Genomic DNA, 26,314 nt, shown 5'->3' on the forward strand with positions numbered 1-26,314 from the left:
GCGACGGCGGCCTCGATGGTTGCCCACCACACGTCAAGAGAATCAAAGGGTTACGCTGACCTGGGCGGACCGGAGGACGTGTTCCCGGCCCCGCCGCCCGGAATCAACCGGACACAGCGAGCCGCGAAGTATGCCGCGAACGGGACCTTGGCGCAAGCGCGCTCCGGGCCACCCCTCAGGGATCGGGCCGGTACACAGCGCCCTGCCCCGGCGCCTGCTACACAGAGCCCCATGAAACTGCTCGCACTCACCTACGGTACCGAAGGCGATACCCGCCCGCTGACCCTGCTCTGCCGAGGCCTGATGAACGCCGGCCACGAGGTGATGCTGCTCGCGGATGGCAGCACGCTGGGCAGCGCACGTCAGCTGGGTGTGCCGCATGCGGCACTCGACGGCGACATCCACGAAGAAGTGGTGGCGCTGCTCGCCCGCGGCAACAGCCCGCGCGCCGCCAGCCGGGGACTGGCACGGATGGCCCAGCGCCATGTCGGGGCCTGGATGCGTCAGGCCGATGCAGTGGCCAAGGACTGCGATGCCGTGCTGACCGGCGGGCTGGCGGCCTTCGTCGGCATGAGCGTGGCGGAACACCATGGCCTTCCCCTGATCGGCACCGGCATGATCCCGATCACGCCCACCGGCGCGTTTCCTTCGCCGTTCCTGCCACCGGGCTGGACCCCGGCGCTGCTCAACCGGGCGAGCTATCGGCTGGTCAACCAGCTGATCTGGCGTCAGTTCCGCGGCCCGATCAACGACGCGCGCCGGGCAGTGCTGGATCGGCCTCCACGACGCAGCCCGTGGACGGACGTGCCGATGCTCTATGGTATTTCCCCCAGTCTGGTGCCGGCTCCGCCGGACTGGCCGTCCGACCATCGGATCTGCGGGCAATGGCGGATGCCGGAGACGCTGGAATGGGCACCGGATGCGGCCTTGCAGGCGTTTCTCGATGACGGCGAGCGTCCGGTGTATGTCGGCTTCGGCAGCATGACCGGCTTTGATCGTGAGGCCGTGCTGACCGCGCTGTTGCGCATGTTGGATGGGCGACGCGTGCTGTTGTCGCCTGGCTGGTCCGGCATGCCACAGGTGGCGATGCCGTCCAGCGTCCATGTGATCGACGCGGTGCCCCACGAGAAGCTGTTTCCGCTCACCTCGCTGGTGATCCACCACGGCGGCAGCGGCACCACACACTCGGCCTGCCGGGCGGGCGTGCCGTCGATGGTGATGCCCTTCGCGGCCGACCAGTTCTTCTGGGCAGATCGCCTGCACCGCCTGCGCGTGGCCCCACGCGCGCTGTCGCCGAAGCGACTGGCCGCTGCATCGCTGGCGGAAGCGTTGGCCTTCGTCGAACAAGCCGAAACGCGCACACGGGCCGCTGCGTTGGGCGAACGCATGGCAGGCGAAGACGGCGTGGCCCACGCGGTGGCCGCGATACAGGCGGCCCTCCCCACAGCCCGGTAGCGCCGAGCCGTGCTCGGCGAGCGCGCAGCGCGGCCTGTATCCGACATCGCATCGCCGGACGGATTCCGCCGAGCGTGGCTCGGCGCTACAAAGATGTGCCGCCAGCCCGGTAGCGCCGAGCCATGCTCGGCGAGCGCGCAGCGCGGCCTGTATCCGACATCGCACCGCCGAACGCATCCGCCGAGCGTGGCGCTGCGCCAAGGGCGAGACGCGTGTTCACCAGCTCATGGCGGCGGCGGCTTCACCGAGTTGGTCAGCCAGCGCAGGATCGGTGGCATGCAGTGCGACGAAATCCCGCGCACAGGCCGCGAACTCTCCCGCAGCGGCCTGTGCCGCGTCCACGGCTTGCTGGTGGTACTGAATCAACAGGGCGGGCAGTCCGGGCGTGTCCCTGGTACGCAACGAAAGCCACAGCGCTCCAATCAAGCGCGCGCGGCGACTGCACAGGTCCTGATGGTTGAGCTGGAAGAACGCGATGGTCACCAGTGCGCGTTCGAAATCCCGTCCCCGGTCATGCCGCGGCACAGCCAGCACACCCGCAAAACGGATCAGGCTCGCCGGATCGACATCCAGATGGCCGAGGGGATAAATCAACAGCGGATCTTCGGCCATGGCGGTGTCCGGATGGGCAGCGCGCGTGCTGCGCGCCCGGCGGACCGGGAAGTAATCCGCCTTCAAGGTCGAGTTGCAGCGCGTGCAGGCGATGACGTAGTTCAACGGATGGTAGGCGAGCAGGTAGTAGCCACGTCGGCTGGCCCGCCCCAACCGGCACGGCGGCACGAATCCCACGGCGCCCTTTCCGGTCGCCGGCGGCCACGTCTTCACCCGCGACTTGGGCCTGAAATGCTCTACCTCATGCACTTTGCTGCTCAGCTCCCTGCCGGCCAGACGGGTCTCGCAGTAGGCGCATTTCTCGTGCTGCAGTTCGATGTAGATGTCTTTTATCTCCCCCCAGAAGTCCTGCCCTTCCACGTAGCGTCCTGTACGCCGATACATCGCTTTCCTGCTCTTGGCCCTGGCCAGCCACGACGGCCGATGGGCGGCAATGGCAGCGTACAGGACGTCGGTTTCGGTCTCGATCCGTATCATGCTCACAGCGCTCCGGAAGACAGCAGGTGCAGATAGTCGGCCGCAGCGCGCAGATCCCCCGCCTCGCTTGCGCGCCTCAACTGTTCCAGCCGGTCCGCCACGCCCGGTGCGCGGGTGGACGCCAAGCCGAAGTAGGGGCTGAGCAGCACCTGTTCCGCACTGCGCCCGTGCACCTGTTCGGGCAGGCGGCGGCACTGGGCGCCGTCGTCATCGCTTTCGTCGAGGACCAGCAGGTTCTGCGGCTGCAACGAGCCCACCACCAAGGGGCTGTGCGTCGTGACGATGAACTGGATGTTGGGCAGGGCGCGCGACAGCGTGGGCAGCAACGAGCGTTGCCAATCCGGATGCAGGTGCAGGTCGATCTCGTCGATCAGCACCACCCCGCGGTTGTCCACCAGCTTGAGGCCTGAAGGCGCCCCCATGCACAGGTGGTACAGCATGTCACCGATCCAGCCGATATACGCACGATAGCCGTCCGACAGCGCACGGAATGGCACGTGGACGCCGTGCATGCTGAAGCCAGGCGCTTCCGTATCGCCCCTGTTTTGTCCGGCCGCGTGCATGCGGCACGATTCGGGCAACAACCGGTTCATCAGGTTGATCACCTGCTTGCCGCGGCCTGGATTCTGCGTGGCATAAGCGGGCCACCAGGCAGACAACGGCACCATGCTGTGATGGTCTTCGAACAAGCCCGCCACGCGCTCGTAGCGCGGGGCGCGGGTCTTGAAACGCTGCGCCGGGTCTGCATCGTGATCGTGTTCAACACGCCGGGTCGCACCGTAGCCCACCAGGAAGAAGGCACTGGTCTGCCGTGTGTCCTGGAGCTCACGGACCTCGCGTGCCACGTGCGGATCGTCGGGTGGAATCCACTGCAGCACTTCCGAATCACCGACCTGCTCGACCTTCGCCTGCATCGTCAACGCCACGCTCGCCGAATCGCCGCCGAGTGCGCCATCCTGCGCGTCAATCCACACCGCCGTATCCAGCGTGGCCACCAGCGGTGCACGGCGTGGGACGCCTGCCTTGCCGTCCGTGCCTGCGCGAGGGGTCCGCACCAAGCCATCGGGAAAGAACCCTGCGCCGCGTTCAAGCACCGGGGCGAGCACACTCAATGCGATGGCGCGCAGGACACTCGATTTGCCGGCGCCGTTCACCCCCAGCAGAACGTTGACGTTGGCCAGCGCTGTCCCGTCTGGCGCATCACCCGGTCCGAGCAATGAAACGCTGATGTCCTGGATGGAACGAAAATTGCGGATGCGGAGAGACTGGATGTGCATGTGCGTGCCGATGCAGGGTGCCGACCCAGCATGGCAACCCACCGCAGCCGCTGCAGCAGGCAAACCCGTCGAGGTCGCCGTGCGGCGCTGCGATGGCTGTCGGATACGTGCATCGCTGTCGCACCGCACGCGCGAGCAGCACGGAAGGCAGGAGGCAACGCATCCCGTCAGTTCAGCCCGTCGTGCCGGGTGCCATCATCTGCGTCACCCACTCGATGAACACGCGCAGGCGGTGACTGACGTGCCGGTTGGGCGGAAACATCACATGCATCGGTATCGCCTGCAGGTGCCAGTCATCGAACAGGCGCACGAGTTCAGTACGTCCCTCATGAGGGGCCGCCATGTAGACGGGCACGCAGACGATGCCCAGACCCGCCAGGCCAGCAGCGAGATACGCATCGCCATCGTCCAGAGCGATCACGTGACGGCCCTGCACGTCCATCCGTTCATCACCGCGCTGCAGGATGAAACGGCGGGTGCGTCCGGTGCGCGGGCGCAGGAAGCCAACGGTGAGGTGGTGCGGCCCGTCGAGGTCCCGCGGATGCGTCGGCGTGCCATGGCTTTGCAGGTAGTCCGGACTGGCATACACCGCCAAGGGCAGCGCACCGAGGGGGCGGGCGACCAGCGTCAGGTCGTCCGGCGTGCCGCCGCGGATCACGCAGTCCACGCTGTCACCGATCAGGTCCACCTCGCGGTCACTGACCCCGATATGCAGCTCGATGTCCGGATAGCGCGCGTGGAAGTCCGGCAGCGCCGGTACCAGCAGCAGCCGGGCGAACGGGCTGGGCACGTCGATGCGCAGCCGTCCGCGCGGTGCCGCCGTGGCGGTGGAGAGACTCCCCTCGACCGCCTCCAGTTCAGCCAGCAGGCCGACCACGCGAGGGTAGTACGCCTCCCCTTCCGCGGTCAGGTTGAGCCGCCGGGTGGTGCGGTTGAGCAGGCGCACGCGCAGGTGCGTTTCCAGCTGCTGCACCAGTTCGGTGACCCGGGTACGCCCCACCTGCAGGGTGTGCGCTGCCTTGGTGAAGCTGCCAGTTTCGACCACCCGGGCGAAGGCGCGCATTGCGTCGAAACGGTCCATGGCGGCCTGTATCTGTCGGTTATGCCGAACAATCTAGGCGTGATTGGACGGTTTATCCAGCACACGAAGCGGTCCAGCATGCAGGCATCCCCGCTGCGCCGTGCAGCGATCCTGCTGGAGCCCTTCCATGATCCGTGATGTCGTTTTTCCCGCTGGCCGCCAGGCCCTTTACGACCGTAATCATTATTCCCCTGCCGTACGGGCCAATGGCTTCCTGTTCGTGTCTGGCCAGGTGGGCAGCCGCGAGGACGGCTCACCCGAGCCCGTGCTGGAAGATCAGGTGCGCCGCGCCTTCGACAACCTCAATGCCGTGCTGTCTGCGGCCGGGTGCACCTTTGATGACGTGGTCGACGTGACGGTGTTCATCGTCGACCCGGAAAAGAACTTCGAAAAAGCCTGGGCGATCGTGCCGGAGTATTGGGGCGAGGCGCCCTACCCCACCCTGACAGGGATTGGCGTGACCTGGCTGTATGGCTTCCAGTTTGAAATCAAGGTGATCGCCAGGGTGCCGGACAGCCAGCCCGCGCGTTGAGGCGCGCGGAACCGACTGGAACGGGTAGAGCCGACTTCAGTCGGCTGCACTTTTGGAAGCCGACTGAAGTCGGCTCTACCCTGCGTTTTTGGAAGCCGACTGAAGTCGGCTCTACCTTCGGGTCACTACCGTTCGTTGCGGTGCAGCCAGCGGTACAGCACCGGCAACAGCAGCAGGGTCAGCAGCGTGGACGACACGATGCCACCGATCACCACGGTGGCCAGCGGACGCTGCACTTCCGAACCGGCACCCACATTGAAGGCCATCGGCACGAAACCCAGCGAGGCCACCAGCGCCGTCATCAGCACCGGTCGCAGGCGTCCCAGCGCGCCTTCGCGTACGGCCTCGCTCAGCGGCATGCCCTGCGCGCGCAACTGGCGAACGAAGCTGATCATCACCAGACCGTTCAACACCGCCACGCCGGACAGCGCGATGAAGCCGACGCCCGCGGATATCGACATCGGCATGCCCCGTGCGGCCAACGCCAGCACACCGCCGGTCAACGCCAGCGGTACGCCACTGAACACCACCACGGCATCGCGACCCGAACCGAACGCCCAGAACAGCATCGCGAAGATCAGTACCAGGGTGACCGGCACCACCACCGCCAGGCGCTGGCTGGCCGATATGAGCTGCTCGAAACTGCCGCCGTAGTCGATCCAGTACCCGGTCGGCAGCGGCACCTGCGCGGTGACCGCGGCCTGCAGATCGGCGACGAAGCTGCCCAGGTCACGATCGCGCACGTTGGCCGTCACCACGATGCGTCGCTTGCCATTCTCACGATTGATCTGGTTCGGTCCCTCACTGGTCTCGATGCGCGCCAGTTCCCGCAGCGGCACGGTCCGTGGCCCGCGACCGGCCGCACCGACACCCCGGCTCAGCTCATCCGCGTTGCCGCCAGCGAGTGCGGCCTCCAGGGATATGGGCAGGTCGGCGAGGGCAGCCGGGTCCTGCCGCAGCGCTTCCGGAAGCCGCACGACGATGTCGAAGCGGCGGTCACCTTCGAACAGCTGGCCGGCCACCTGGCCCCCTACCGCCGTCGCAACGGTGGACTGTACCTGCCCAGGATTCAGCCCGTACCCCGCCAGCGCCTGGCGATCGGGCAGTACGGTCAGCAACGGCAAGCCACTGGTCTCTTCCAGACGTACATCCGCTGCCCCCGGTATCGCTGCAACCTGCTTCTCGATGCGTTTCCCGAGCTGCACCAGCGTGTCCAGATCATCGCCGTAGACCATCACGGCCACATCCGCGCGCACCCCCGAGATCAGCTCGTTCATGCGCATCTGGATGGGCTGGGTGAACTCGTAGTTGTTGCCCGGCAGCTGTTCCACCGCCGTTTCCAGTTCGCCCAGCAGGGCGGCCCGCGATTTGCGCGGGTCGGGCCATTCGCTGCGGTCTTTCATCATCACGAAGGTATCGGCCACCGACGGAGGCATCGGATCGGACGCGACTTCGGGGGTGCCGATCTTCGAGAACACCTTCTCCACCTCTGCGAACTGCAGCAGGCGCGTTTCAATTTGGACCTGCATCTGCACGGACTGGCTCAGGCTGGTACCCGGTATGCGCATGGCATGCATCGCGACATCGCCTTCGTCGAGGCTGGGTACGAACTCGCTCCCCAGCCGGGTCGCCAGCACACCACATCCCACGATCAGCACCAACGCACCGGCCATCACCCAGCCCGCGTGCTGCAGCACCCGGTCCAGCAGGGGGTGGTAGCGTCGCCGCAACCAGGCCATCACCCGGTTCTCTTTTTCCTGGACCCTTCCGCCCAGGAACAGCGCGATGGCCGCCGGTACGAAGCTCAGGCAGAGCAGCATCGCCCCGGTCAGTGCCAGCACCACGGTGATCGCCATCGGGTGGAACATTTTTCCTTCGACGCCGGTCAGGGCGAAGATCGGCAGGTACACGGCAGTGATGATGCCCAGGCCGAACAGGCTGGGGCGGATGACCTCGGCGGTAGCGCGTGCGGTCTCGTCGAAGCGCTCGGCGGCGGTCATGTCGCGGCCCAGTGCGTGCTGGCGTTCGCCGAAGCGACGCAGGCAATTTTCGATGATGATCACGGCACCATCCACGATCAAGCCGAAGTCCAATGCGCCCAGGCTCATCAGGTTCGCGGACACACCGCCGCGGGCCATGCCGGTCAGGGTGAACAGCATCGACAGCGGAATCACCGCCGCGGTGATCAGCGCGGCCCGGAAGTTGCCGAGCAGCAGGAACAGCACCACGATGACCAGCAACGCGCCTTCCAGCAGATTCTTCGCCACGGTGTGGATGGTGCGGTCCACCAGCGCGGTGCGATCATAGCTGGCGGTCACGGTGACCCCATCAGGCAGGCTGCGTTGTGCCTGCGCCAGCTTCGCCGCAGCGGCCTGCGCCACGTCACGGCTGTTGCCGCCGACCAGCATCACCACGGTTCCCATCACGACTTCGTGGCCGTTCTGGGTGGCCGCACCACTGCGCAGCTCTGCGCCTTCGGCCACGCGCGCCACGTCATGCACATGGATCGGCACGCCTTCCCGGCGGTCCAGCACGATGTCGCCGATTTCGTCCAGGTTGGCGACCTGCCCCGGTATGCGCACCAGGAACTGCTGGCCATTGCGCTCGATGTAGCCGGCACCGACGTTCTGGTTGTTGGCCTGCACGGCGGCGACCACGTCGTCCATGGTGAAGCCCAGCGCGCGCAGGCGCGCGGGATCCGGGGTGACGTGGACCTGACGCTGGAAACCGCCGATGGTGTTGACCTCGGTGACGCCCGGCACGTTGCGCAACTGCGGCCGGATCACCCAGTCCTGCAGGGTGCGCAGATCGGTGGCGGTGTACGCCGTCCCATCAGGCTTGCGGGCAGTGGGCGCCGCATCCAGGGTGTACATGAAAATCTCGCCCAGGCCCGTGGCGATCGGACCCAGCTGCGGATCCACTCCCTCCGGCAGCTGCGACTTGACCTGTTGCAGACGTTCGGCCACCTGCTGGCGGGCGAAGTACAGATCAGTGCCGTCTTCGAATACCACTGTGACCTGGGACAGCCCATAGCGCGACAACGAGCGCACCTGGTCCAGTGCCGGCAAGCCGGCCATCGCGGTTTCGACGGCATAGGTGATGCGCTGCTCGCTCTCCAGCGGCGAATAGCCCGGCGCAGCCGTGTTGACCTGCACCTGTACGTTGGTGATGTCCGGGGTGGCATCGATCGGCAGCGTGCTGAAGCTCCACGTTCCGACCAGTACCAAGGCCAGGGTGAGCCCCATCATCAGCCAGCGCTGGGCAATGGCGCCGCGGACCAGGCGCTCCAGCAGGCCGTGCGGGGTGCCATCGAGAGACGGCTCAATGCTCATGGGCCGCCCCCGCCTTGCCGATGTCCGCCTTCACCGTGTAGCTCTGCTCGACCACGACCTGCTCGCCTGCGCGCAGTCCATCGGTCACCGCGATCTGGCGGGCATCACGCGCGCCCAGCTGCACGGGGCGTGCGGTGTAGGTGTCGCCGTCGCGCACGAACACCACGTCGCCACCGTCCAGCGTCTGCAGCGCGGTCAGCGGTACGACGATGGGCGCCGGGGTGCTCGCCACCACGATGCGGGCCCGCACGGCCGCGCCGGGCCGCCACAGGCCGTCCGCGTTGTCGATCAGGGCGCGGGCGACCGTACTCTGGCTGGCGGTCGCGGTGCCGGGCAGCACGCGTTCCAGGGTGACGGTCTGGCTGGCACCGTCGGTCATGCGGGTCACCGTGACCGGCACGCCCGCGGTGATGTGCTGCGTGTCGGAACCGAAGATGTGGAGGTCCACCCACAGCTGCGACAGGTCGCCGATATCAAACAGGACCTGGCCCTCGGCAGCGACAGCACCGAGCTGCACCTGGCGTGACAGCACGACGCCGGAAATAGGGGCGGCTACGCTGTAGGTCGACAGGCTGAGGTTGCTTTCGATGCTGGCCAGCGGCTGTCCGGCGCGTACGCGGTCGCCGACATTCGCCCGTAGTGCGCGCACCGGACCGGGGAAGCGTGCAGTGACCTGGGCGCTGCGTCCGTCGACGGGTGCCAGCAGGCCCTGCACTTCGTGCTCATCGGCAATCGTGCCCGCCGCAGCGGGCGCGGTGACGATGCCCGCTGCACTCGCCTGTGACGCGGCGATGTGGGTGGTGGCCGGTGCCTCTTCTTCGTCATGTGCTTCCGCTGCGTCATGGTCCACCGCGGACGTGCCAGCAACCGAGGCCCCGTTGTCCACCTTGCCGGTGCACGCGGCAAGCGCGGAAAGCAGCAGCAACGACAACGCGCTGCGCGCCAACATCGTGAGGGTCAGGGTCATGGTGCGGTTCCTTGGATGGCAGGGGCAACCAGCGGTTGCCCGGTGAGCCTCTGGATTTCAATGAGAGCGGCCTGTCCCGCCAGGGCCGCATCCAGCTGGCGCTGCCGCGCTTCGATGCGCATGGCCTGCAGCTGCGACCATTCGAGATAGCTGATGGCACCGGCGCGCCATGCGGTTTCGGCGGCCTTTTCGGCACGGCGCAACTGCGGTACGACGTCGCTGTCCATCCGCGTGACCTCCAGCCTGGCGGTGCCGTAGCGTCCATGTGCCTCCGCCAAGGTCGCGTGCAGCTGCAGCGCGCGCCCTTGACGTTCCAGCGCGCTCATCGCCAGTTCGCTGCGTGCCGCCCGGATCTCCGGCTCGGCCCGCCGTGCAGCGCCCAGCGGGATGCTGAAGCCGCCCACCAGCGATGCATCGCGGCTGGCCCGGTCGTGGCGCACGCCGAGCTGCCAGGACATGTCACCGCGCAGTTGGGTACTCGCCAACTGCAGCTGTGCCTCACGCACACGTTGTTCGCCGGCGATCACCGCAAGCTCGGGTGTGCGCTCGAGCAGATCGGCCAGTTGGGCGAAGTCCTGCAACGCAGGCAGCTGCAGCGGATCGCCGCTGACCACATCGAACGCAACGCTGCGCTCGTTCCACAACGCGGCCAACGAAAGCCGCGCTGCCTGGGCCTCTTGCACGGCACGGTCACGATCCAGCTCTGCCTGCGCCAGGGCGGCCTGTGCGGTCATCAGGGTCGAAGCCGGTGACGCACCGGCGGTCAGGCGCCGCTGTGCTGCGTCCACCGCGCGCCGACGCTGTTCGATGTCATCCCGGGCAATCCGCTCGCGGGCGGCGGCGGCGGTGATGGCCAGGTAGCGGCGTGCCACCTCCGCCATCATGTCCAGGCGGGTGATCTCCCGCTGAGGGGCCAGTGCATCGAGGTTGGCCTGCGCGACCGCACGGCGCGCATCCAGCTTGCCTCCTCGCTCCAGCACGCCGGCCAACGACACGGTGGTCTCCAGTGAGCGGACACCGCGGCTGTCACCGGTGCCGAGGGCGTTCTCGACGTCTGCGCCGAACACCAGCGGCGGTGCGAGCCCGGCGGCATCGCGTCGTGCCTGCGCGGCATCCTGCTGCAAGGGCAGAAGTCGCAGGTCAGGATGGGTGTGCGCAACACGCTCGATGGCGGCATCGAGTGTCAACGGGACAGGGGGCGGCGTCACCTGTGCAGGGGCGCACGGTGCCATCGCCAAGGCCGCCAAGGCGGCCAGGCATTTCCACATGGGGTCTCTCCGAAGGACGTATCAGGGATCAGATCACCGGCTGCGGGCCGGCGGTGGATCAGCCCTGGATCGGAGGACGCAGCAGACTATCGGGCATCATCGATGTCCCGCCGGCGTCGTACACCGCGTCGAGCAGAACGACGCCGGGAGACAAGCTGCACCAGCCAGCGTGCCCCATCGGCAGCTGCCCGCCCTGCCCGTGACAATGGCCACAATGCACCAGCGCATGCAGCAGCCGGTCGCCGACCTCTTCATCGTCGTGACCGCTATCGCTTTCCAGGCTGCCATGCGGCACGGCCGGATGATCCGCGTGCGACAGCTCGTGCAGGTCACCCAATGCCGATGCCAGCGCGCCGCCGGCGGTACCCAGCGCCACCACCACCAGCATCAGCAGGCGGAGCAGGAACAAGCGGCGGTGGCGGGGTGGACGGATCATCACCCGCAGGGTAGCGGGCGCATCGGGCGTTACACAATCGCAGCGACCGCATGCGCCGCTACAGATGGGTCGCCTCGATATCAAGCGACGCGCCCGTCACCTCCTTCATGCCGGGCGGCAGCGCCGCTTTCAGCGCGTCCAGACTGGAGAAGTGCACATCACGTACGCCATTCCATGCCGGGCGAGCTGTCTCCGGTACCTGAAGGCGCCAGCCCTGTGCCGAAAACTCCAGCAGCGTACGCACCAGCGGCACCAGTGCCCCTGCCCCCGCAGCCGGCCGCGGACGATGCACGAGTACGAAGCCGCCCGCCTCATCACGACGCACGCAGAAGCTTCCCGGCTCGCACAACTGCCGGTAGGTCAGGTGAGCCTCGGCCTGGTCCGGGCGCACCGCGATGATGCGCTCCGGATCGGCGAGTGCGGAAGAATGTACGGCGTAATCCAGGTAGAGGGTACTGCGCTCCGCGTGGGTCAACAGGTCCATGACACTGGTGCGCAGCCCATGCTGGTAGCACGGCATGCCGCACATTGTCGTGGTGGTGGTCATTGCTGGCGCGTTGGTCACCGAGAGCGGCGCCCATGCCGGTGGCTCGCCCGAGGGCTGCACGACCCCCTGCGATACGCTGAAGGTTCGCCACTGAATGGAGAAATCATCCGGAACGTTGTTCATGCGGCAGCCTTTTGAAGGTGACCCCCCCAAGGCTGCCGCATCCCTGCTGCGGCGCTACCGTGGATCGCTCATGCGCGCTTGCGCTCTGCGATGAACGCCCGGATCTGCTGCTCAAGCACCGGCAACGGCACTGAGCCCTGTTCCAGCACGGCGTCGTGGAAGGCCTTGATGTCGAACTTGTCGCCCAGCTCCCGTTCGGCCTGTGCGCGGAGCCGGACGATGGCGATCTCACCCAGCTTGTAGCTCAGGGCCTGTCCCGGCCAGGAGATGTAGCGGTCGACTTCGGTGGTGACCTCATGCTCGCTCAGCGCCGTGTGGTCACGCAGGTAGGCAATGGCCTTGTCACGTGACCAGCCCTTGCTGTGCACGCCGGTATCGATCACCAGACGCGCCGCACGCCACATTTCGTAGGTCAGGCGGCCGAAGTCTTCGTAAGGGGTCTCATAGATGCCCATCTCGATGCCGAGCTTTTCGCAGTACAGCCCCCAGCCTTCACCGTAGGCGGAGATATAGCTGGTGCGACGGAACGCCGGCAGGTCACCCTGTTCGGCGGCCAACGCACCCTGCAGCGCATGGCCGGGATCTGATTCGTGCAGGGTCAGTGCGGGCAGGTTGTAGAGCGGGCGCGCCGGCAGGTTGTAGGTATTCAGCCAGTAGGTGCCCATGCCACCGCGGCCGGCGGTCCAGAACGGCGCGATGTCCGGCGGCACCGGCACGATGGTGAAGCGCGCACGCGGCAGCGTCATGTACTTGCCGATCACCCCGTCCACGCGCTTGGAGATCCACGCCGCACGATGCAGCAGCTCGTCCGGGGTCTTCGCGTAGAACTGCGGATCGGTGCGCAGGAAGGTCAGGAACTCATCGAAGCTGCCCTTGAAACCGACCTGCTGGATGATGGCGTTCATTTCCTTCTGGATGCGTGCCACCTCATCCAGCCCGATGCGATGGATCGCATCCGGGGTCAGGTCCAGCGTCGTGTATTCGTGGATCTGCTGCTTGTAGAACGCCTTGCCATCGGGCATGGCTTCGGCTGCCAGCGTGGTGCGCGCCTGCGGCACGTAGTCCTGCAGGAAGAACGTACGCAGTTGCTGGAACGCCGGGATGACCTTGCCGCTGATCGCCTCGCGTGCCTGCGCCTGCAACGCGGCCTGTTCCGCCTGCGGCATGCTGGCGGGCAGCTTCTTGAACGGTGCGTACAGCGGGGATTCGGTCGGATCCTTCAGGTCGGCAACGTTGGAAATGGCCACCTCACGTCCATCCAGCACCGCGCGCGGCACGCTGAAGCCGCGCTTCAGGCCGGCCCGCATGTTGTCGGTCTGCTGGCCGAAGTAGCGCGGTACGTCATTCAAGCGGGCGATGTAGTTGCGGTAGTCCTGCGCGGTCTTCATCTCGCGCCGTGCCATGAAGGACAGGTTGGACCAGAACGACGAGTCGGAGTTGAACGGCATCTCGTAGGTCCGCAGGCGCACTTCCTGGGCCAGGTTGAAGACCTGGTCGCGATAGATCGCGAAGTTCACCTGGTTCACCGGGGACAGCGCCTTGACGTCGGTGCGGTCCAGCTGCGCAAGCACCTCGTCCCAGACCTTCAGCCGGTCCTGCTGCGCGGCGGGGCCCACGTCGGGCAGCCGTGCCGCGCTGGCCGGCGCATCGCCGTCTTCGCTGGCTTCACCGCCGCCCTCCTGGCGCCAGGCCCATTCCTTTTCATAGATAGCGCGGAACGCGGCATCGACAGCGCGTTCGTTGGCGACGCTGGCCGGCGCGGTCGTGGCAGTGGGCACGGCGGCATGGACGGCCAACGGCGAGGAAAGGGCAATCAGCAGGGCAACGGCAAGACGGTTTTTCACGAGCGACAGGTTCCCGGGAAGGCAGACCACCGATCATGGCACCGTTGGCTGCCTGCGACATGGGTCGAATGTCCTGCCCGTGCCGGGCAATGGCGTCGATCACGTCTACGCAGGGGCGGTGGACGCAGGGGTGTGCGTCGCCCCGTCAGTGCGCGGCTTTGTCGCGCTTCCAGCCGCGGTGGTCGATATCCAGTTTCAGGCTGTACAGGGCAGTGAACGCCGGGAACAGATTCTGCAGCACACCGACGGAGTCCTGCTTGGCCGAAAACAGAAAGTAGCTCAGCGTCATCAGGCTGCCGACCACGCTCATGTACCAGAACAGGCGCGGGATCACCGGTTTACCGGCACGCCGCGAGGCGACGAACTGGACCAGCCAGCGGCCCCCGAACATCAGCGCGCCGGTATAGCCGATCAGCTTCCAACCCGTCACATGCAGCCCGGTCCAGTACAACCAGGTCAGCGGCTGGTCCAGCCAGTGCAGTTCCATCAGGCTTCTTCCACGACAGTACGGCGGCTGCGGGTGATCAGCCAGGCCACGCCGCGCAGGTCGCGGATGCCGACCAGCGCGCGGCCCAGGTTGGTGTACTTGGACACGCCCGTGGTGCGATGGCGGTGGTTGACCGGCACGCTGGTGGTCTGCCAGCCGGCACGTTGCATCAAGGCCGGCAGATAGCGATGCATGTGATCGAAGTACGGCAGGTCCAGGAAGGCCTCGCGCTCGAACAGCTTGATGCCGCAGCCCGTGTCCGGCGTGTCATCGCGCAGCATGCGCGCACGGATCGCATTGGCCCAGCGGCTGGCCCAGCGCTTGCTGCCGCTGTCCTTGCGGTTCACCCGCCAACCGGCGAAGAGCTTGACGCTGGCATCAGCCCGCGCACGCGCGTCGAGCAGCCCGGGAATATCGGCTGGATCATTCTGGCCGTCACCGTCCAGGGTCGCGATCCAGGCGCCCCGCGCATGCTTGACCCCGTTGCGCACGGCCGTGCTTTGCCCGCTCTGGCTGACATGGTGCAGCACGCGCAGTTCCGGCGTCTGGGCCTTCAGCGCCTGCAGCACCGCCAGCGTGTCGTCGCGTGACTGGTCGTCGACGTAGACGATTTCAAAGGCGATGCGTCCCCGCAGGGCGGCGGTGATTTCAGCCACCAGCGGCGCGACATTATCGCGTTCGTTGAACACCGGGACCACAACGGACAGCTCGGGATGGCTCATGGGGCACTCGGCCGGGGTGAAAACAAAGAGCGCGCATTCTCCGCTGCCGAGGTTAGCCGAAGATGAACCCGGCTGCCCAGCAACGGTGGATCAGGCACGATCGCCGAAATAGTCGCGGCACCATGCCACCACCGGGGGCAGACCCTGCTCGATCGGCAGGGCCGGCTCATAGCCGAATGCGTCATGAGCGCGACGCGTATCGGCCATGGTGCGGACCATGTCGCCCGGTTGCATGGGCTTGTAGACCTTGGTGGCGGGGCGGCCTGCGGCCTGCTCGATCACACTGATGAACCGCTCCAGCTCCACAGGGGTGTGGTTGCCGAGGTTGAACACGCGGTGCGGCACAGGACCGTCGCCGGGATGTGCGAGCGCGCCGAGAATACCGGCGACGATGTCGGAAACATGTGTGAAGTCACGCTGCATGCGCCCTTCGTTGAACACGTCGATTGATCGGCCCGCCAGCACCGCACGCGAGAACAACAGCGGCGCCATGTCCGGTCGCCCCCATGGCCCATACACGGTGAAGAACCGCAGGCCGGTGGCCTTCAGCCCGAACAGCTGTGCGTAGGTATAGGCCATCAGCTCGTTGGCTGCCTTGGTGGCCGCATACAACGAACGCGGCTGGTCCACGCGCTGGTCTTCGGAGAAGGGCGGCGTTGCCGAGTCGCCGTACACCGAACTGCTGCTGGCGTAGACCAGATGCTGCACGCTGCGGTGGCGGCACAGTTCCAGGATGTTGACGAACCCGCTGATGTTGCTGTCGACGTAGGCGTGCGGATTCTCAAGCGAATAGCGCACGCCCGCCTGCGCTGCCAGGTGGATGACCGCGGTGGGCCGCACCTCGTCGAACAGCGCGCCCAGGCCATCGCGATCGGTGAGATCCAGCGTGCGCAGGTCGAGCTGCGGACACAGCGCGGCGACCCGATCACGTTTGAGCTGTGGATCGTAATAGTCGTTGAAGTTGTCCAGCCCGACCACCGGGCGACCGGCCTGCAGCAGGGCCTGCGCGGCATACGCACCGATGAAGCCGGCCGCGCCGGTAAGCAGGATCGTCATGAATGCAGGCCGTAATGCGTTGCGCCGACGTTGAGCCGGAAGGGATCGATGATGTCGCTGATGCCTTTGGCGCTGAAGCGGGCCAGCAAGGCTTCCGCATCGTCTTCCAGCTTCAATGCCATCTCTTCGGGATAGACCGGCACCACCGCCATGAAGCCGATCAGCGTGCCATCGTCAGTGGTCAGGTGGGCGAAGGCATCGGGTGCACTGGCGGGCGGCAGGATCAACGCCCCCTGGAACCCTACCGTCGTCGCATAGGGTTCGGCGGGCATGCCGTTGGGAATGCTGTGGCCAAAGCCCAGCCAGGTATCGTACTTGTGCGGCAGCCGCGCCAAGGTCTTCAACAGCCGCAACGGCCAATAGCTGCGTTCGTCGGCAAGCGCCGTCTCACTGAGCGGCCAGGTGCCGGGAAGGGTCACCATCAACTCAAGACGGTCAGGCGATTCGGCGCCTTCCGGCACATCCATCGGCAGATCGCTCATGCCCGAGGTGACGATGCGCAGGAAAGGGAATGCACCCGTGGCCGCCACGACATGCAGGTCGATGCGCACCGTGTCGGAGATGATCTCGTGGTACACACCCGCAACCGGCCCCAGATGCTGCGCGATGTGTGCCGCGATCGCGGCAACGTTGGGGCCTTCGGATGCAGCGGTGAAGGCGTTCTCGTCACGGTGCCGATGGATCGGACTGCCGCCCGGACTGACCTCGTCGTAGTCGTTGCTCATGGACGGCTCCTGGCCAGGGGTGCGCTGTCGAACGCTCACGCGCGCTGGGCGCGCAGCCGTTCGAGCACGCCGTCCAGCGTATCCAGGTCAGAGTAATGGATGATGAGCTTGCCCTTGCCACCACGGCCGTGGGTGATCGCCACCTTGGCGCCCAACGACTCGCTCAGTTCGGTTTCCAGCGATGCGATGTCGGCCTGCGGCGCGGTCTTCGCTGCCGCCTGTGGCCGGTTGCTGGGCACCTTGCCGGCCGCGAAGGCCTGCGCACGGCGCTCCACCTCGCGCACCGACCAGCCTTCGTCTGCCGCCTCCTGCGCAAGCTTGCTGGCCAGTTCCGGCGCCAGCGTCAGCAATGCACGCGCATGCCCCATCTCCAGGCGGCGCGACTCCAGCAGCACGCGGATGGCGATCGGCAGTTCCAGCAGGCGCAGCAGGTTGGACACCGCCGCACGCGAGCGGCCAACCGCCTCGGCCGCTTCGGCATGGGTCAGGGTGAACTCGCTGATCAGGCGCTGCAGGGCTTCGGCTTCCTCCAGCGGGTTGAGGTCTTCGCGCTGGATGTTTTCGATCAGCGCCATCGCGATGACGGTGCGGTCTTCCAGCTCGCGCACCACCACCGGCACTTCATCCAGCCCCGCCAGCTTCGATGCACGCCAGCGGCGTTCGCCGGCGACGATTTCGTAGTTGCCGCCCGGCAGCTGACGCGCCAGGATCGGCTGGATCACGCCCTGCGAGCGGATCGAATCGGCCAGCTCGGCAAGCTTGGTCTCGTCCATCTCGCGCCGCGGCTGGTACTTGCCCGGCTGCAGCTGGCCGATGGGCAACCTGCGCAGCACTTCGCCCGGCAACGGCTCGATCACCGCGGTGGCCTGCACCTGGCTGACCGATGCCTTCGGTCCCAGCAGGGCATCCAGGCCGCGGCCGAGGCCACGCTTCTTCCCTGCTGCGGGCTTGGTGCTCATCAGACGGTCTCCACGGCCGCGAAGGCCTTGTTGCGTTCGTTGTTGCGTCGAATGATCTCGCCGGCCAGGCCGAGGTAGGCCACGCCGCCGCGCGAAGCGCGGTCGTAGCCGACGATGCTCTGCCCATGGCTGGGCGCCTCGGCCAGGCGCACGTTGCGCGGCACGATGGTCCGGAACACGAGGTCGCCGAAGTGTTCGGTGAGCTCGCCGGACACGGCATTGGCCAGGTTGTTGCGCACATCGAACATGGTGCGCAGCACGCCTTCGATTTCCAGCGTCGGATTGAGGTTGCCACGCAGCGCTTCGATGGTTTCCACCAGCGCACTCAGGCCTTCAAGGGCGTAGTACTCGCACTGCATCGGCACCAGGATCGAATCGGCGGCGGCCAGTGCGTTCAACGTCAGCAGCGAAAGCGCCGGCGGGCAGTCGATCAGGATGTAGTCGTACTCATCGCGGATCGGTGCCAACGCGCGCTTGAGGCGTTGCTCGCGCTCGCCCTGGCCCATCAACTGGATTTCGGCGGCGGTCAGGTCGATGTTGCCAGGCAGCAGGTCGTAGCCCTCGGCCGCTTTCAGCCGTACTTCCACGGCCGTGCTTTCGCCCAGCAGCAGATCGCAGGTGGACGCTTCCAGCTCGCGCTTGTCGACGCCGCTGCCCATCGTCGCGTTGCCCTGCGAATCGAGGTCGACCAACAACACCCGCTTGGGCGCGTTGGCCAGGGCGGCGGCCAGGTTGACGGCGGTCGTGGTCTTGCCGACGCCACCCTTCTGGTTGGCGATGGCGATGATGCGGGCCATGCGGGTGAGCCTCGTCGACGGTTGCTGGGGCTGGTCATTATGCGTACAACCGGCCCCGGGCGGAAATCGGGCTTCATCCCGGCCTTGTCCAGCAGGCAAGCGCGGTGCCCTTCAGGGGCCGCCAACGCTGACCAGATGGCGCTCTCCCGCCAGGCCGGGCACTTTCAGCGCCACGACCTCGCGCACCTGCCAACCCGCGGGCAGCGCGGCGATCTCATCGTGCGGGTGGACCCCTTTCATCGCCAGCAGCACGCCGCCGGGGCGCAACAGATGGCCGCCGACGCGCACGATGCCTTCCAGCGTATCCATCGCACGCGCGGTCAACTGATCGTACTGGCCGGGCTCATCCAGCGCCTCTGCCCGCGACTCGGCGACGCGCGCGTTGGTCAGTCCCAGCTGGCGCACGACTTCACGCATGAAGCGCGCTTTCTTGCCGTTGCTCTCCACCAGGGTGACCTGCAGGCCGGGGCAGGCGATGGCCAACGGAATGCCGGGCAGGCCGGGACCGGTACCGAGATCGGCCAGCGACCCGTCCACCACATGCGGTCGCATGGCCAGCGAGTCGAGCAGGTGGCGGGTCACCATCTCCTGCGGATCGCGGATCGCGGTGAGGTTGTAGGTCTGGTTCCAGCGGTGCAGCAGGGCCAGGTAACGCAGCAGGGGCGGCGCCAGATCGGCCGGCAGGCCCATGTCGGCCAGGCCACGCTGCAGCGTGTCGGCGACGGCAGGTGGAAGGGTAAGTTCGCTCATGTGGGCATTATCGCCGGTTTCCTGCTGCGGTAAGCAGGTCAGGCGACATGCCACGCCAGCGCGGCGCGGAAGTTGGCGCTGGCCTGCCACTCGTGCAGGTGCCAGCGCGCGGCGTGGCCCAACGCCGGATCGCACCATTGCAGCTGCAGCGTGCCGTCGTCAGCCGGGCCGAACTGCAGGCGGTGCAGGCCGAAGGAAATGCCCTGCCCGTCCGCTTTCAGCATCGCCTCCTTCGCACACCACACACGGAAGAACCATTGCACGCGGGCTTCCTCGGCAAGGCCCTCCAGCCACGCGATCTCTGCAGGATGGAAGAACCGGCGGATGATCTCCAACATGCGCGGGCGCGGGCGCAGGAGCTCCAGGTCAACGCCGAGCCGGACCCCTTCGCCCAGTGCGACCAGCAGGACATCGCCGCTGTGGCTCCAGCCCGTGCCGAAGCGCGACAACGCAGCCGACAGTTCCGGGCGGCCACGGGGGTCGCGAACCAGCGGCAAGGCCAGCGGATCGCCCCCCAAGGCCTGCGCCAGCACCTGTCGTGCCTGCGGCTCACCGCGCTGGCCGGGCACGTGCGGGCGACGCCACACCGTGACGGGACCGAACCGCCACCTTTCCTGCCCTGACATCCCCGCGCTCATGCCAGCGCCCCGTCAACGCCACTGCACAGCGGTTTCACGGCCATACGCGTCAACTGGAATCTCTTTGAGATAGGAGATGGGGCAATGGGCATCATTATCTGGTTGATCGTCGGCGGCATCGTAGGCTGGCTTGCCAGCATCATCATGGGACGCAATGCCCAGCAGGGCATCATCCTCAACGTGGTGGTCGGCATCGTCGGTGCGCTGATCGCCGGGTTCCTGTTCGGCGGCGGCATCAACGAAGCGATCACGGTACGCACGTTCCTGTTCTCGCTGATCGGTGCGGTGATCCTGCTGGCCATCGTCAACCTGTTTACCCGCAAGAGCATCCGCTGACGCTGCGGTAGGGTCGGCCGCTGGCCGGCAGACGCATCAGGACGGGGCCCGGCCAAGGTCGGGCCTCGTCGATTCAATCCAGCTGCACCCATGCCGGTGCATGGTCGCTGGGACGCTCCCAGGTCCGCGGCTCGCGGTCGATGCCCGACGCAACGGCGGATGCCTTGAGGGCATCAGACACCAGGGTCAGGTCGATCCGCAGGCCAAGATTGCGGCGGAATCCCGCGGCGCGATAGTCCCACCAGCTGAAGATCCCGGCCTCGTCGCTGTGCAGGCGGAACGCGTCGTGCAACCCCAGTTGCAGGAGCTTGTTCAACGCCCCGCGCTCGGCGGTCGAAGTCAGGATGTGGTTTTCGTTCCACACCAGCGGATCGTTCACGTCACGCTCGTCCGGGGCGATGTTGAAGTCCCCCATCACGATCAGTTTCGGATACTTCTGCAGTTCGGTTTCGATCCACGCATGCACCGCCTCCAGCCAGCGCAGCTTGTAGGCGTATTTGTCCGTGCCGACGTCCTGGCCGTTGACCACGTAGAGATTGATTACCCGCAGGTCGCCGAAGGTGCCCGCGATCACCCGCTTCTGTTCGTCCTCGAAGCCGGGGATGCCGATCTGCACGTCCTCGGCCGGTTCACGCGACAACAGCGCCACGCCGTTATAGGTTTTCTGCCCGGCGAACGCGCTGCGGTAGCCGGCGCTGGCCAGCGCGGCATCCGGGAATTTGTGGTCTTCCAGCTTGGTTTCCTGGATGCCCACGATGTCCGGACCGGCATCCTTGAGCCACTGCTCCAGGTGCGGCAGGCGGACGTTGAGGGAGTTGACGTTCCACGAGGCGATTTTCATGGCGGGAATTGTACCTGCCCTGCCCGCCACCCTCCCGTTCGTGCTACCCGACCAGCCGCTTGAGCAGCCCCTGTATCCGCGCGTACGGCGGCCGCAGGAAATCGGTCGCGGCCCAGCGGGATTGCCACAGCACCGGCATCGACCGACTCATGGCATCAAAGCCGGCGCGTGCGTGGTACGCGCCCATGCCGCTGGCACCCACACCCCCGAACGGCAGACCATCGGCAGCGAAATGCAGCAGCGTGTCGTTCACCGTCACTCCGCCAGCCACCACCGTAGCGAGGATGCGATCCACCTTGGCGTGGTCATGGCTGAAGGGATACAGCGCCAGCGGCCGATCCCGTGCCACCACATCGGCCAAGGCGGCATCCAGGTCCGCATAGGCGCGCACCGGCAGGATCGGGCCGAAGATTTCCTGCTGCATCAGGTCCAGGTCGTCCGGCGGATCCAGTACCACGGTAGGTGCCAGCAACCGTTCGCGGGCTGCACGCAGCGGATCGATGGTGGCCAACGGAATGACCTCCACGTTGCGGTCGCGCGCCTGCTGCAGATAACCGAGCAGCCGCTGGTACTGCCCTTCATTGATGATCCGGGTGTAATCGGTGGCGTCGCTGAAATCCCCGTAGCGCTGGACGACCTGCTCCTGCAGTGCCTGCACGAACGCGCGTTGGCGCGGGCCATCAACCAGCACGTAGTCCGGTGCGATGCAGGTCTGTCCGGCATTGAACCATTTACCGGTGGCCAACCGCGCCGCCGCTTTCTGCAGGGGAAAGTCGCTGCACACGATGGCCGGCGACTTTCCGCCCAGTTCCAGGGTCAACGGCACCAGGTGTTCCGCCGCCGCCGCCATGACCTTCCGGCCAATGGCTGTGGACCCGGTAAACACCAGGTGGTCCAGCGCCAGACCGGCCACGGCCGAGGCCACGTCCGCACCGCCCTGCACCACCGTTACGCGTGCGGCGGGGAACACGCTGGCAAGCAGCTCCGCCAGGAAAGCGCTGCTTCGCGGCGTGTGCTCTGAGGGCTTGAGCAGCACGTGGTTGCCGGCCGCGATGGCCGTGGCCAGCGGCACCAACGCCAAGGTGATCGGATAGTTCCAAGGCGAGATGACGCCGACCACGCCCAGCGGGGTCGGGCGCAGCTGCGCACGCGCTGGCCACAGCTTCCAGCCCGCATTGGCACGCCGTGGCCGCGACCACCGACGCAGGTGCTTGAGCAGATGATCGATGGCCGACAGCACGCTCATGCCGTCGGCGATGCGCGATTCGGCGTGCGAACGGTGGCCGAAATCCGCGGCGATGGCCGTGGCCATGTCATCCATCCGCGCCTTCAATGCCGTACGCAGGCGACGCAGGTCGTCCTCGCGCTGGTCGATCGAGGGACGCTGCGCCTGCCACGCGATCCGCAGTGTCTGCAGCAGGGCAGGAAGGTCGGCGGGGTCGGTATCTGCTGTCATGCCCCACTATAAAGGGCCTGACGGACAGCGGCCGTCACTACCGGGAGCACATGGGAACGCCCGGTAGCGCCGAGCCATGCTCGGCGGCGGTTTGTCGAAGACGACGGATACACCCCGCCGAGCATGGCTCGGCGCTACCGGCTCGGGGTACCGACGCTCAGGCGGACGGCACGTCCCAGCCGAACAGGTCCAGCGCCTTCTGGAACTCACGGTCCAGCGGGGCGCGCGCGTCGACCACGCCGCCTTCCGGATGCGGAAAACGCAGCCGCTCGGCGTGCAGCAGCATGCGGTGCACGCCCTGCATGCGGAATATCCGGTTGTGCCGCCCGTCGCCGTGGCTGGTGTCACCGATCATGTGGTGAGACAGGTGCTTGAGATGCCGACGGATCTGCCGGAAGCGCCCGGTCTGCGGCTGGCAGCGCAGCATCGCATAGCGTGAGGTGGTGAACTCCCCGCTCGGCACGCCCAGCTCGCCGGTCTGCAACCGCTGGAAATCGGTGATGGCCTGCTTTTTCACCGGCTTGCCCGGGCCGCCATCCAGATCGTGGTCCACGCGCCAGGCCGCTTCGGCCGGCCAGCCACGGCAGACCGTCAGGTAATCCTTCATCACCTCGCCGCCCATCAGCGACTTGCCCAGCGCGCTCGCGGTATCGCGATCAAAGGCCAGCAGCAGGCACCCACTGGTCGCGCGATCCAACCGGTGGACCAGGAAGATCTGACGGCCCAGCTGCTCACGCAGTCGATCCGCGAGGAAATCATCCTCGCCGCGCGCCAGCTTGCTGTCATGGACCATCAACCCGGCGGGCTTGTTAACCACGGCCAGGCGCTCGTCCTGATGCAGCAGCTGCAGCGGCGGCGATGCGACAGCCGCCACGGCCTCATCGGCCACCGATTCGCCCACCATCATCGCCACCATGCCCGCGCCAACGCGAACGCACCCAGTGCGCCGGAGACCCAGCTCCACACCGGCATGTCGCCGATGTACCAGCCCGATGGCTGCAGGACATACATCAGCGCGGCGATCGCCAACAGGCCGACACCGGTGATCGCGCCCACGGCGTGCTTCTGCAGGCGCTGCAAACTGACATCCAGCGCGGCCAGGTCGCGTGAGCGCATCGACAGTTCATGCCGGCCTTCGACCTGCTGGCTCAGCCAGGCATGCACCAGGCGCGGCATGTCCGGGGCGTGGGTCATGATCTCCGGCACCCGCTTGCCGATCTCGCGCAGCACCCGGCGCGGGCTGTAGCGCTCGCGCAGGATCTTCGACAGCACCGGCTTGGCCACTGCCCAGATATCGATCTGCGGATCGAGCTGTCGGCCGACGCCTTCGATGTTCAGCAGGGTCTTCTGCAGCAGGATCAACTGCGGCTGCAGGGTCAACTGGTAGCGCTGCGCCACGCGGAACAGCTTCATCAGCACTTCGGCCAGCGAAATCTGCGACAACGGACGGGTGAAATAGGGCTCGCACACCGAGCGTACCGCCGCTTCCAGATCGTCGATGCGCACGTGATCGGGCATCCAGCGTGCCTGTACGTGCAGCTCGGCGATGCGCCGGTAATCGCGGTTGAAGATGGCCATGAAGTTCTCGGCGAGGTAGTACTGATCCTCCTGCGAGAGCTGGCCCATGATGCCGAAGTCCAGCGCGATGAAGCGCGGATTCGCCCGCCTTGCCGGATCGACGTCGACCCAGATGTTGCCGGCGTGGGCGTCGGCATGGAAGAAATTGTCCCGGAACACCTGGGTGTAGAACACCCTTACGCCCTTGGCCGCCAGCGCCACGCGGTCGATGCCGGCGCGGTCCAGCGCCTCGATGTCATCGGAGGGAATGCCCCAGACGCGCTCCAGCGTCAGCGCGCGTTCGGCGGTGTGGCTCCAGATCACTTCCGGCACGTACAGATCGTCAGAGTGCTCCCAGAACCGGCGCAGCACGCTGGCATTGGCGCCTTCGCGCTGCAGGTCCAGTTCGGCCGACAACGTGTTCTCGATCTCGGCCACCACTTCGCGTGGACGGATCTTATCGGCACGCGGGTGGGTGCGCTCGACCAGTGTGGCGAGCGAATTGAGCAACGCGATGTCGGCGACGATCTGCTTTTCGATGTTCGGCCGCAGCACCTTGACCACGACCTGGCGTCCGTCGCCCAACGTCGCCGCGTGGACCTGCGCGATCGACGCCGAGGCCAGCGGCTCGGTATCGAAGCTGGCGAAGGCTTCGGTGACCGGCATGCCCAGTGTGTCTTCGACGATGCGGCGCGCGGTTTCACCGTCGAACGGCTTGACCCGGTCCTGCAACAGGGTCAGCTCGACCGCGACGTCCGGCGGCACCAGGTCACGGCGGGTGGACAGGATCTGGCCGAACTTGACGAAGATCGGACCCAGATCCTGCAGCGCCAGGCGGAGCCGGGCACCACGCGACTGTGCGGCGATGTCGGCCGACGCACGCGGCACGAAAGGCTTGGCCAGGCGCAGCCAGCGTTCGGCCGGCGTGTCCTGCAGCAGGTCATCCAGGCGATAGCGCAGGATGATGCGGCCAATGCGGCTGGCCCGCAGCAGGGCCTTCATGCGGCACCCCGCAGGCGCTGCACGCGCGCCGACAGACGCTCGACGTCGTCGCGCAGCACGTCCACGTCGTCATGGAACGCGTCCAGCTCGCCACGCGGCACCACGTCGCGGGACTCCTCGGTCACGTACTCCGCCGCCGTATGGGCCAGATCGGAGACGCCGCGGCGTGCGTGCTGCAGCGCGCTGCGCAGTGCGTTGGCCACCTGCACGCCCAGCACCTCGCCGAAGACGCGCACGAACGGCAGCTGCCAGTCCGGATCAAAGCCTTTGGCCAGTTGCTGCAGACGGCGGGCCAGTTCGGCATCCCCGGCCACTCGTACGCGGCCCGCCGGGTCGCCCTGTTCGCTGCGCGACCTGGCCAGCAACGGCAACTGGGCCAGCACACCGGCCAGGCTGCTGCGCACCGCCAGATCGGCTTCGCGGTGGTCGACCGGGCCGACCTCAAGCTGCTCGCCATGCACACTGATCCTCATGGCCAGCGCAGGGGCGTCCAGAGTCAGGTCGATATGTCGGCCATCCAGCGCGGTCAACGCCTGACGGGTATCGGGATCCAGCGCCAGCGCACGATTCAGCGCGGCTTGCAGGGCGCGGCCGGCGACCGGCTTGAGCGACTTGAGCAGGGAAAGAGGCATGGTGCGCATTCTACCTGCCTGGTGGCAGATCGCTGCGGAATCCTGCCGGTGTCGCGACGGCCGACACAGCTCGCCGAGCGTGGCTCGGCGCTACATGCCCCGCTCCGGCGTAACTCACCCATCCACAGGAACGACGAAGCCGGGCAATGCCCGGCTTCGTTTCAAGCGCTCACCGAGGTTACCCGGTGGTGCAGCGTCAGGTTCGCTTGCGGAACATGGAGATCACAGCCAGCACCAGGAAGACCACGAACAGGATCCAGGCGATGTTGCTGGCGGCACCGGCAATACCGGAGAAGCCGAGGACGGCGGCGATAAGGGCGATGACGAAAAAGATGACGGCGTAGTGCAGCATGGCGATCCTCGCGGTTACGTGCCGGGGGTGGCGTTGGGGTCCATCCTCCCGCG

Annotated in this window: 26 protein-coding genes; 3 read left to right on the forward strand and 23 right to left on the reverse strand. The window is 66.8% G+C overall.

Going from position 1 to position 26,314, the window contains the following annotated elements; translation table 11 throughout:
• Window positions 1-231: 231 nt before the first annotated feature.
• A complete protein-coding gene (locus ABRP17_RS07735; RefSeq protein ID WP_349985338.1) occupies window positions 232-1,455 on the forward strand; it encodes a glycosyltransferase in 1,224 nt (407 codons plus the stop codon).
• Window positions 1,456-1,671: 216 nt separating this feature from the next.
• On the opposite strand, the gene ABRP17_RS07740 is transcribed toward ABRP17_RS07735, so the two are convergent.
• The 3 genes from ABRP17_RS07740 to ABRP17_RS07750 form a co-directional block, all read right to left on the reverse strand.
• Window positions 1,672-2,544, reverse strand: coding sequence for a hypothetical protein (locus tag ABRP17_RS07740; protein ID WP_349985339.1), 873 nt, complete (start codon window positions 2,542-2,544; stop codon window positions 1,672-1,674).
• A 2-nt stretch (window positions 2,545-2,546) separates the two neighbouring features.
• Entirely contained in the window at window positions 2,547-3,821 is a 1,275-nt protein-coding gene (locus ABRP17_RS07745) for an AAA family ATPase (RefSeq protein ID WP_349985340.1), read from the reverse strand.
• Window positions 3,822-3,993: 172 nt separating this feature from the next.
• Window positions 3,994-4,902, reverse strand: coding sequence for a LysR substrate-binding domain-containing protein (locus ABRP17_RS07750; protein ID WP_349985341.1), 909 nt, complete (start codon window positions 4,900-4,902; stop codon window positions 3,994-3,996).
• A gap of 127 nt (window positions 4,903-5,029) precedes the next feature.
• Between ABRP17_RS07750 and ABRP17_RS07755 the strand changes: the two genes are divergently transcribed.
• Window positions 5,030-5,434: a RidA family protein gene (locus ABRP17_RS07755; RefSeq protein ID WP_188325433.1), complete on the forward strand. Its 405-nt coding sequence runs from the start codon at window positions 5,030-5,032 to the stop codon at window positions 5,432-5,434.
• A 125-nt stretch (window positions 5,435-5,559) separates the two neighbouring features.
• On the opposite strand, the gene ABRP17_RS07760 is transcribed toward ABRP17_RS07755, so the two are convergent.
• The 14 genes from ABRP17_RS07760 to ABRP17_RS07825 all read right to left on the reverse strand — a co-directional run bounded on the left by ABRP17_RS07760 (window position 5,560) and on the right by ABRP17_RS07825 (window position 20,073).
• Window positions 5,560-8,766 carry an efflux RND transporter permease subunit gene (locus ABRP17_RS07760; protein WP_372486928.1) on the reverse strand — a complete coding sequence of 1,069 codons (3,207 nt, stop codon included), beginning with the start codon at window positions 8,764-8,766 and terminating at the stop codon, window positions 5,560-5,562.
• Window positions 8,756-9,733 carry an efflux RND transporter periplasmic adaptor subunit gene (locus tag ABRP17_RS07765; protein WP_349985342.1) on the reverse strand — a complete coding sequence of 326 codons (978 nt, stop codon included), beginning with the start codon at window positions 9,731-9,733 and terminating at the stop codon, window positions 8,756-8,758. The genes ABRP17_RS07760 and ABRP17_RS07765 overlap by 11 nt, the downstream gene beginning before the upstream one ends.
• The gene (locus ABRP17_RS07770) at window positions 9,730-11,001 is read right to left on the reverse strand and encodes a TolC family protein (protein ID WP_349985343.1); all 1,272 of its coding nucleotides are present in this window, start codon (window positions 10,999-11,001) and stop codon (window positions 9,730-9,732) included. Before ABRP17_RS07770 ends, ABRP17_RS07765 begins: the two co-directional genes overlap by 4 nt.
• 58 nt (window positions 11,002-11,059) lie before the next feature.
• Complete coding sequence (locus ABRP17_RS07775) at window positions 11,060-11,437, reverse strand: hypothetical protein (protein ID WP_349985344.1); 378 nt, start codon at window positions 11,435-11,437, stop codon at window positions 11,060-11,062.
• 58 nt (window positions 11,438-11,495) lie between these two features.
• Window positions 11,496-12,107 (reverse strand): hypothetical protein, encoded by a 612-nt coding sequence (locus tag ABRP17_RS07780; protein WP_349985345.1) that lies wholly within the window; start codon window positions 12,105-12,107, stop codon window positions 11,496-11,498.
• Between the two features lie 68 nt (window positions 12,108-12,175).
• On the reverse strand, window positions 12,176-13,951 hold the full coding sequence (locus ABRP17_RS07785) for a DUF885 family protein (protein WP_349985346.1): 1,776 nt from the start codon (window positions 13,949-13,951) through the stop codon (window positions 12,176-12,178).
• Window positions 13,952-14,096: 145 nt separating this feature from the next.
• Window positions 14,097-14,438, reverse strand: coding sequence for a lipid-A-disaccharide synthase N-terminal domain-containing protein (locus ABRP17_RS07790; protein WP_188325439.1), 342 nt, complete (start codon window positions 14,436-14,438; stop codon window positions 14,097-14,099).
• The gene (locus tag ABRP17_RS07795) at window positions 14,438-15,160 is read right to left on the reverse strand and encodes a glycosyltransferase family 2 protein (RefSeq protein WP_349985347.1); all 723 of its coding nucleotides are present in this window, start codon (window positions 15,158-15,160) and stop codon (window positions 14,438-14,440) included. Before ABRP17_RS07795 ends, ABRP17_RS07790 begins: the two co-directional genes overlap by 1 nt.
• A 90-nt stretch (window positions 15,161-15,250) precedes the next feature.
• Window positions 15,251-16,216, reverse strand: a complete 966-nt coding sequence (locus tag ABRP17_RS07800) for an NAD-dependent epimerase/dehydratase family protein (RefSeq protein WP_349985348.1) — start codon at window positions 16,214-16,216, stop codon at window positions 15,251-15,253.
• A complete protein-coding gene (locus ABRP17_RS07805) occupies window positions 16,213-16,941 on the reverse strand; it encodes a suppressor of fused domain protein (RefSeq protein WP_349985349.1) in 729 nt (242 codons plus the stop codon). The genes ABRP17_RS07800 and ABRP17_RS07805 overlap by 4 nt, the downstream gene beginning before the upstream one ends.
• A gap of 35 nt (window positions 16,942-16,976) precedes the next feature.
• Window positions 16,977-17,900, reverse strand: a complete 924-nt coding sequence (locus tag ABRP17_RS07810) for a ParB/RepB/Spo0J family partition protein (protein WP_188325443.1) — start codon at window positions 17,898-17,900, stop codon at window positions 16,977-16,979.
• Window positions 17,900-18,697: a ParA family protein gene (locus ABRP17_RS07815; RefSeq protein ID WP_349985350.1), complete on the reverse strand. Its 798-nt coding sequence runs from the start codon at window positions 18,695-18,697 to the stop codon at window positions 17,900-17,902. Before ABRP17_RS07815 ends, ABRP17_RS07810 begins: the two co-directional genes overlap by 1 nt.
• A 111-nt stretch (window positions 18,698-18,808) precedes the next feature.
• Window positions 18,809-19,447, reverse strand: a complete 639-nt coding sequence (gene rsmG, locus ABRP17_RS07820) for a 16S rRNA (guanine(527)-N(7))-methyltransferase RsmG (RefSeq protein ID WP_349985351.1) — start codon at window positions 19,445-19,447, stop codon at window positions 18,809-18,811.
• 38 nt (window positions 19,448-19,485) lie between these two features.
• Window positions 19,486-20,073 carry a 4'-phosphopantetheinyl transferase superfamily protein gene (locus ABRP17_RS07825; protein WP_223202935.1) on the reverse strand — a complete coding sequence of 196 codons (588 nt, stop codon included), beginning with the start codon at window positions 20,071-20,073 and terminating at the stop codon, window positions 19,486-19,488.
• A 96-nt stretch (window positions 20,074-20,169) separates the two neighbouring features.
• Here ABRP17_RS07825 and ABRP17_RS07830 point away from each other — a divergent pair, with 96 nt between their 5' ends.
• Entirely contained in the window at window positions 20,170-20,421 is a 252-nt protein-coding gene (locus tag ABRP17_RS07830) for a GlsB/YeaQ/YmgE family stress response membrane protein (protein ID WP_188325447.1), read from the forward strand.
• Between the two features lie 73 nt (window positions 20,422-20,494).
• Here the strand turns inward: ABRP17_RS07830 and xth are convergent, their stop codons facing one another.
• The 6 genes from xth to ABRP17_RS07860 form a co-directional block, all read right to left on the reverse strand.
• The gene (gene xth, locus ABRP17_RS07835; RefSeq protein ID WP_349985352.1) at window positions 20,495-21,262 is read right to left on the reverse strand and encodes an exodeoxyribonuclease III; all 768 of its coding nucleotides are present in this window, start codon (window positions 21,260-21,262) and stop codon (window positions 20,495-20,497) included.
• Between the two features lie 43 nt (window positions 21,263-21,305).
• Complete coding sequence (locus ABRP17_RS07840; RefSeq protein ID WP_349985353.1) at window positions 21,306-22,718, reverse strand: coniferyl aldehyde dehydrogenase; 1,413 nt, start codon at window positions 22,716-22,718, stop codon at window positions 21,306-21,308.
• A 157-nt stretch (window positions 22,719-22,875) separates the two neighbouring features.
• Window positions 22,876-23,625, reverse strand: coding sequence for a pseudouridine synthase (locus ABRP17_RS07845; protein ID WP_349985395.1), 750 nt, complete (start codon window positions 23,623-23,625; stop codon window positions 22,876-22,878).
• Window positions 23,622-25,277, reverse strand: a complete 1,656-nt coding sequence (gene ubiB, locus ABRP17_RS07850) for a ubiquinone biosynthesis regulatory protein kinase UbiB (RefSeq protein ID WP_349985354.1) — start codon at window positions 25,275-25,277, stop codon at window positions 23,622-23,624. Before ubiB ends, ABRP17_RS07845 begins: the two co-directional genes overlap by 4 nt.
• Window positions 25,274-25,909, reverse strand: a complete 636-nt coding sequence (locus ABRP17_RS07855) for an SCP2 domain-containing protein (protein WP_192082268.1) — start codon at window positions 25,907-25,909, stop codon at window positions 25,274-25,276. Before ABRP17_RS07855 ends, ubiB begins: the two co-directional genes overlap by 4 nt.
• Window positions 25,910-26,105: 196 nt before the next feature.
• Entirely contained in the window at window positions 26,106-26,261 is a 156-nt protein-coding gene (locus tag ABRP17_RS07860) for a DUF1328 domain-containing protein (protein ID WP_083491872.1), read from the reverse strand.
• Window positions 26,262-26,314 lie beyond the last annotated feature (53 nt).

The organism is Stenotrophomonas sp. WHRI 8082, from assembly GCF_040223995.2.
Classification (GTDB): Bacteria; Pseudomonadota; Gammaproteobacteria; order Xanthomonadales; family Xanthomonadaceae; genus Stenotrophomonas.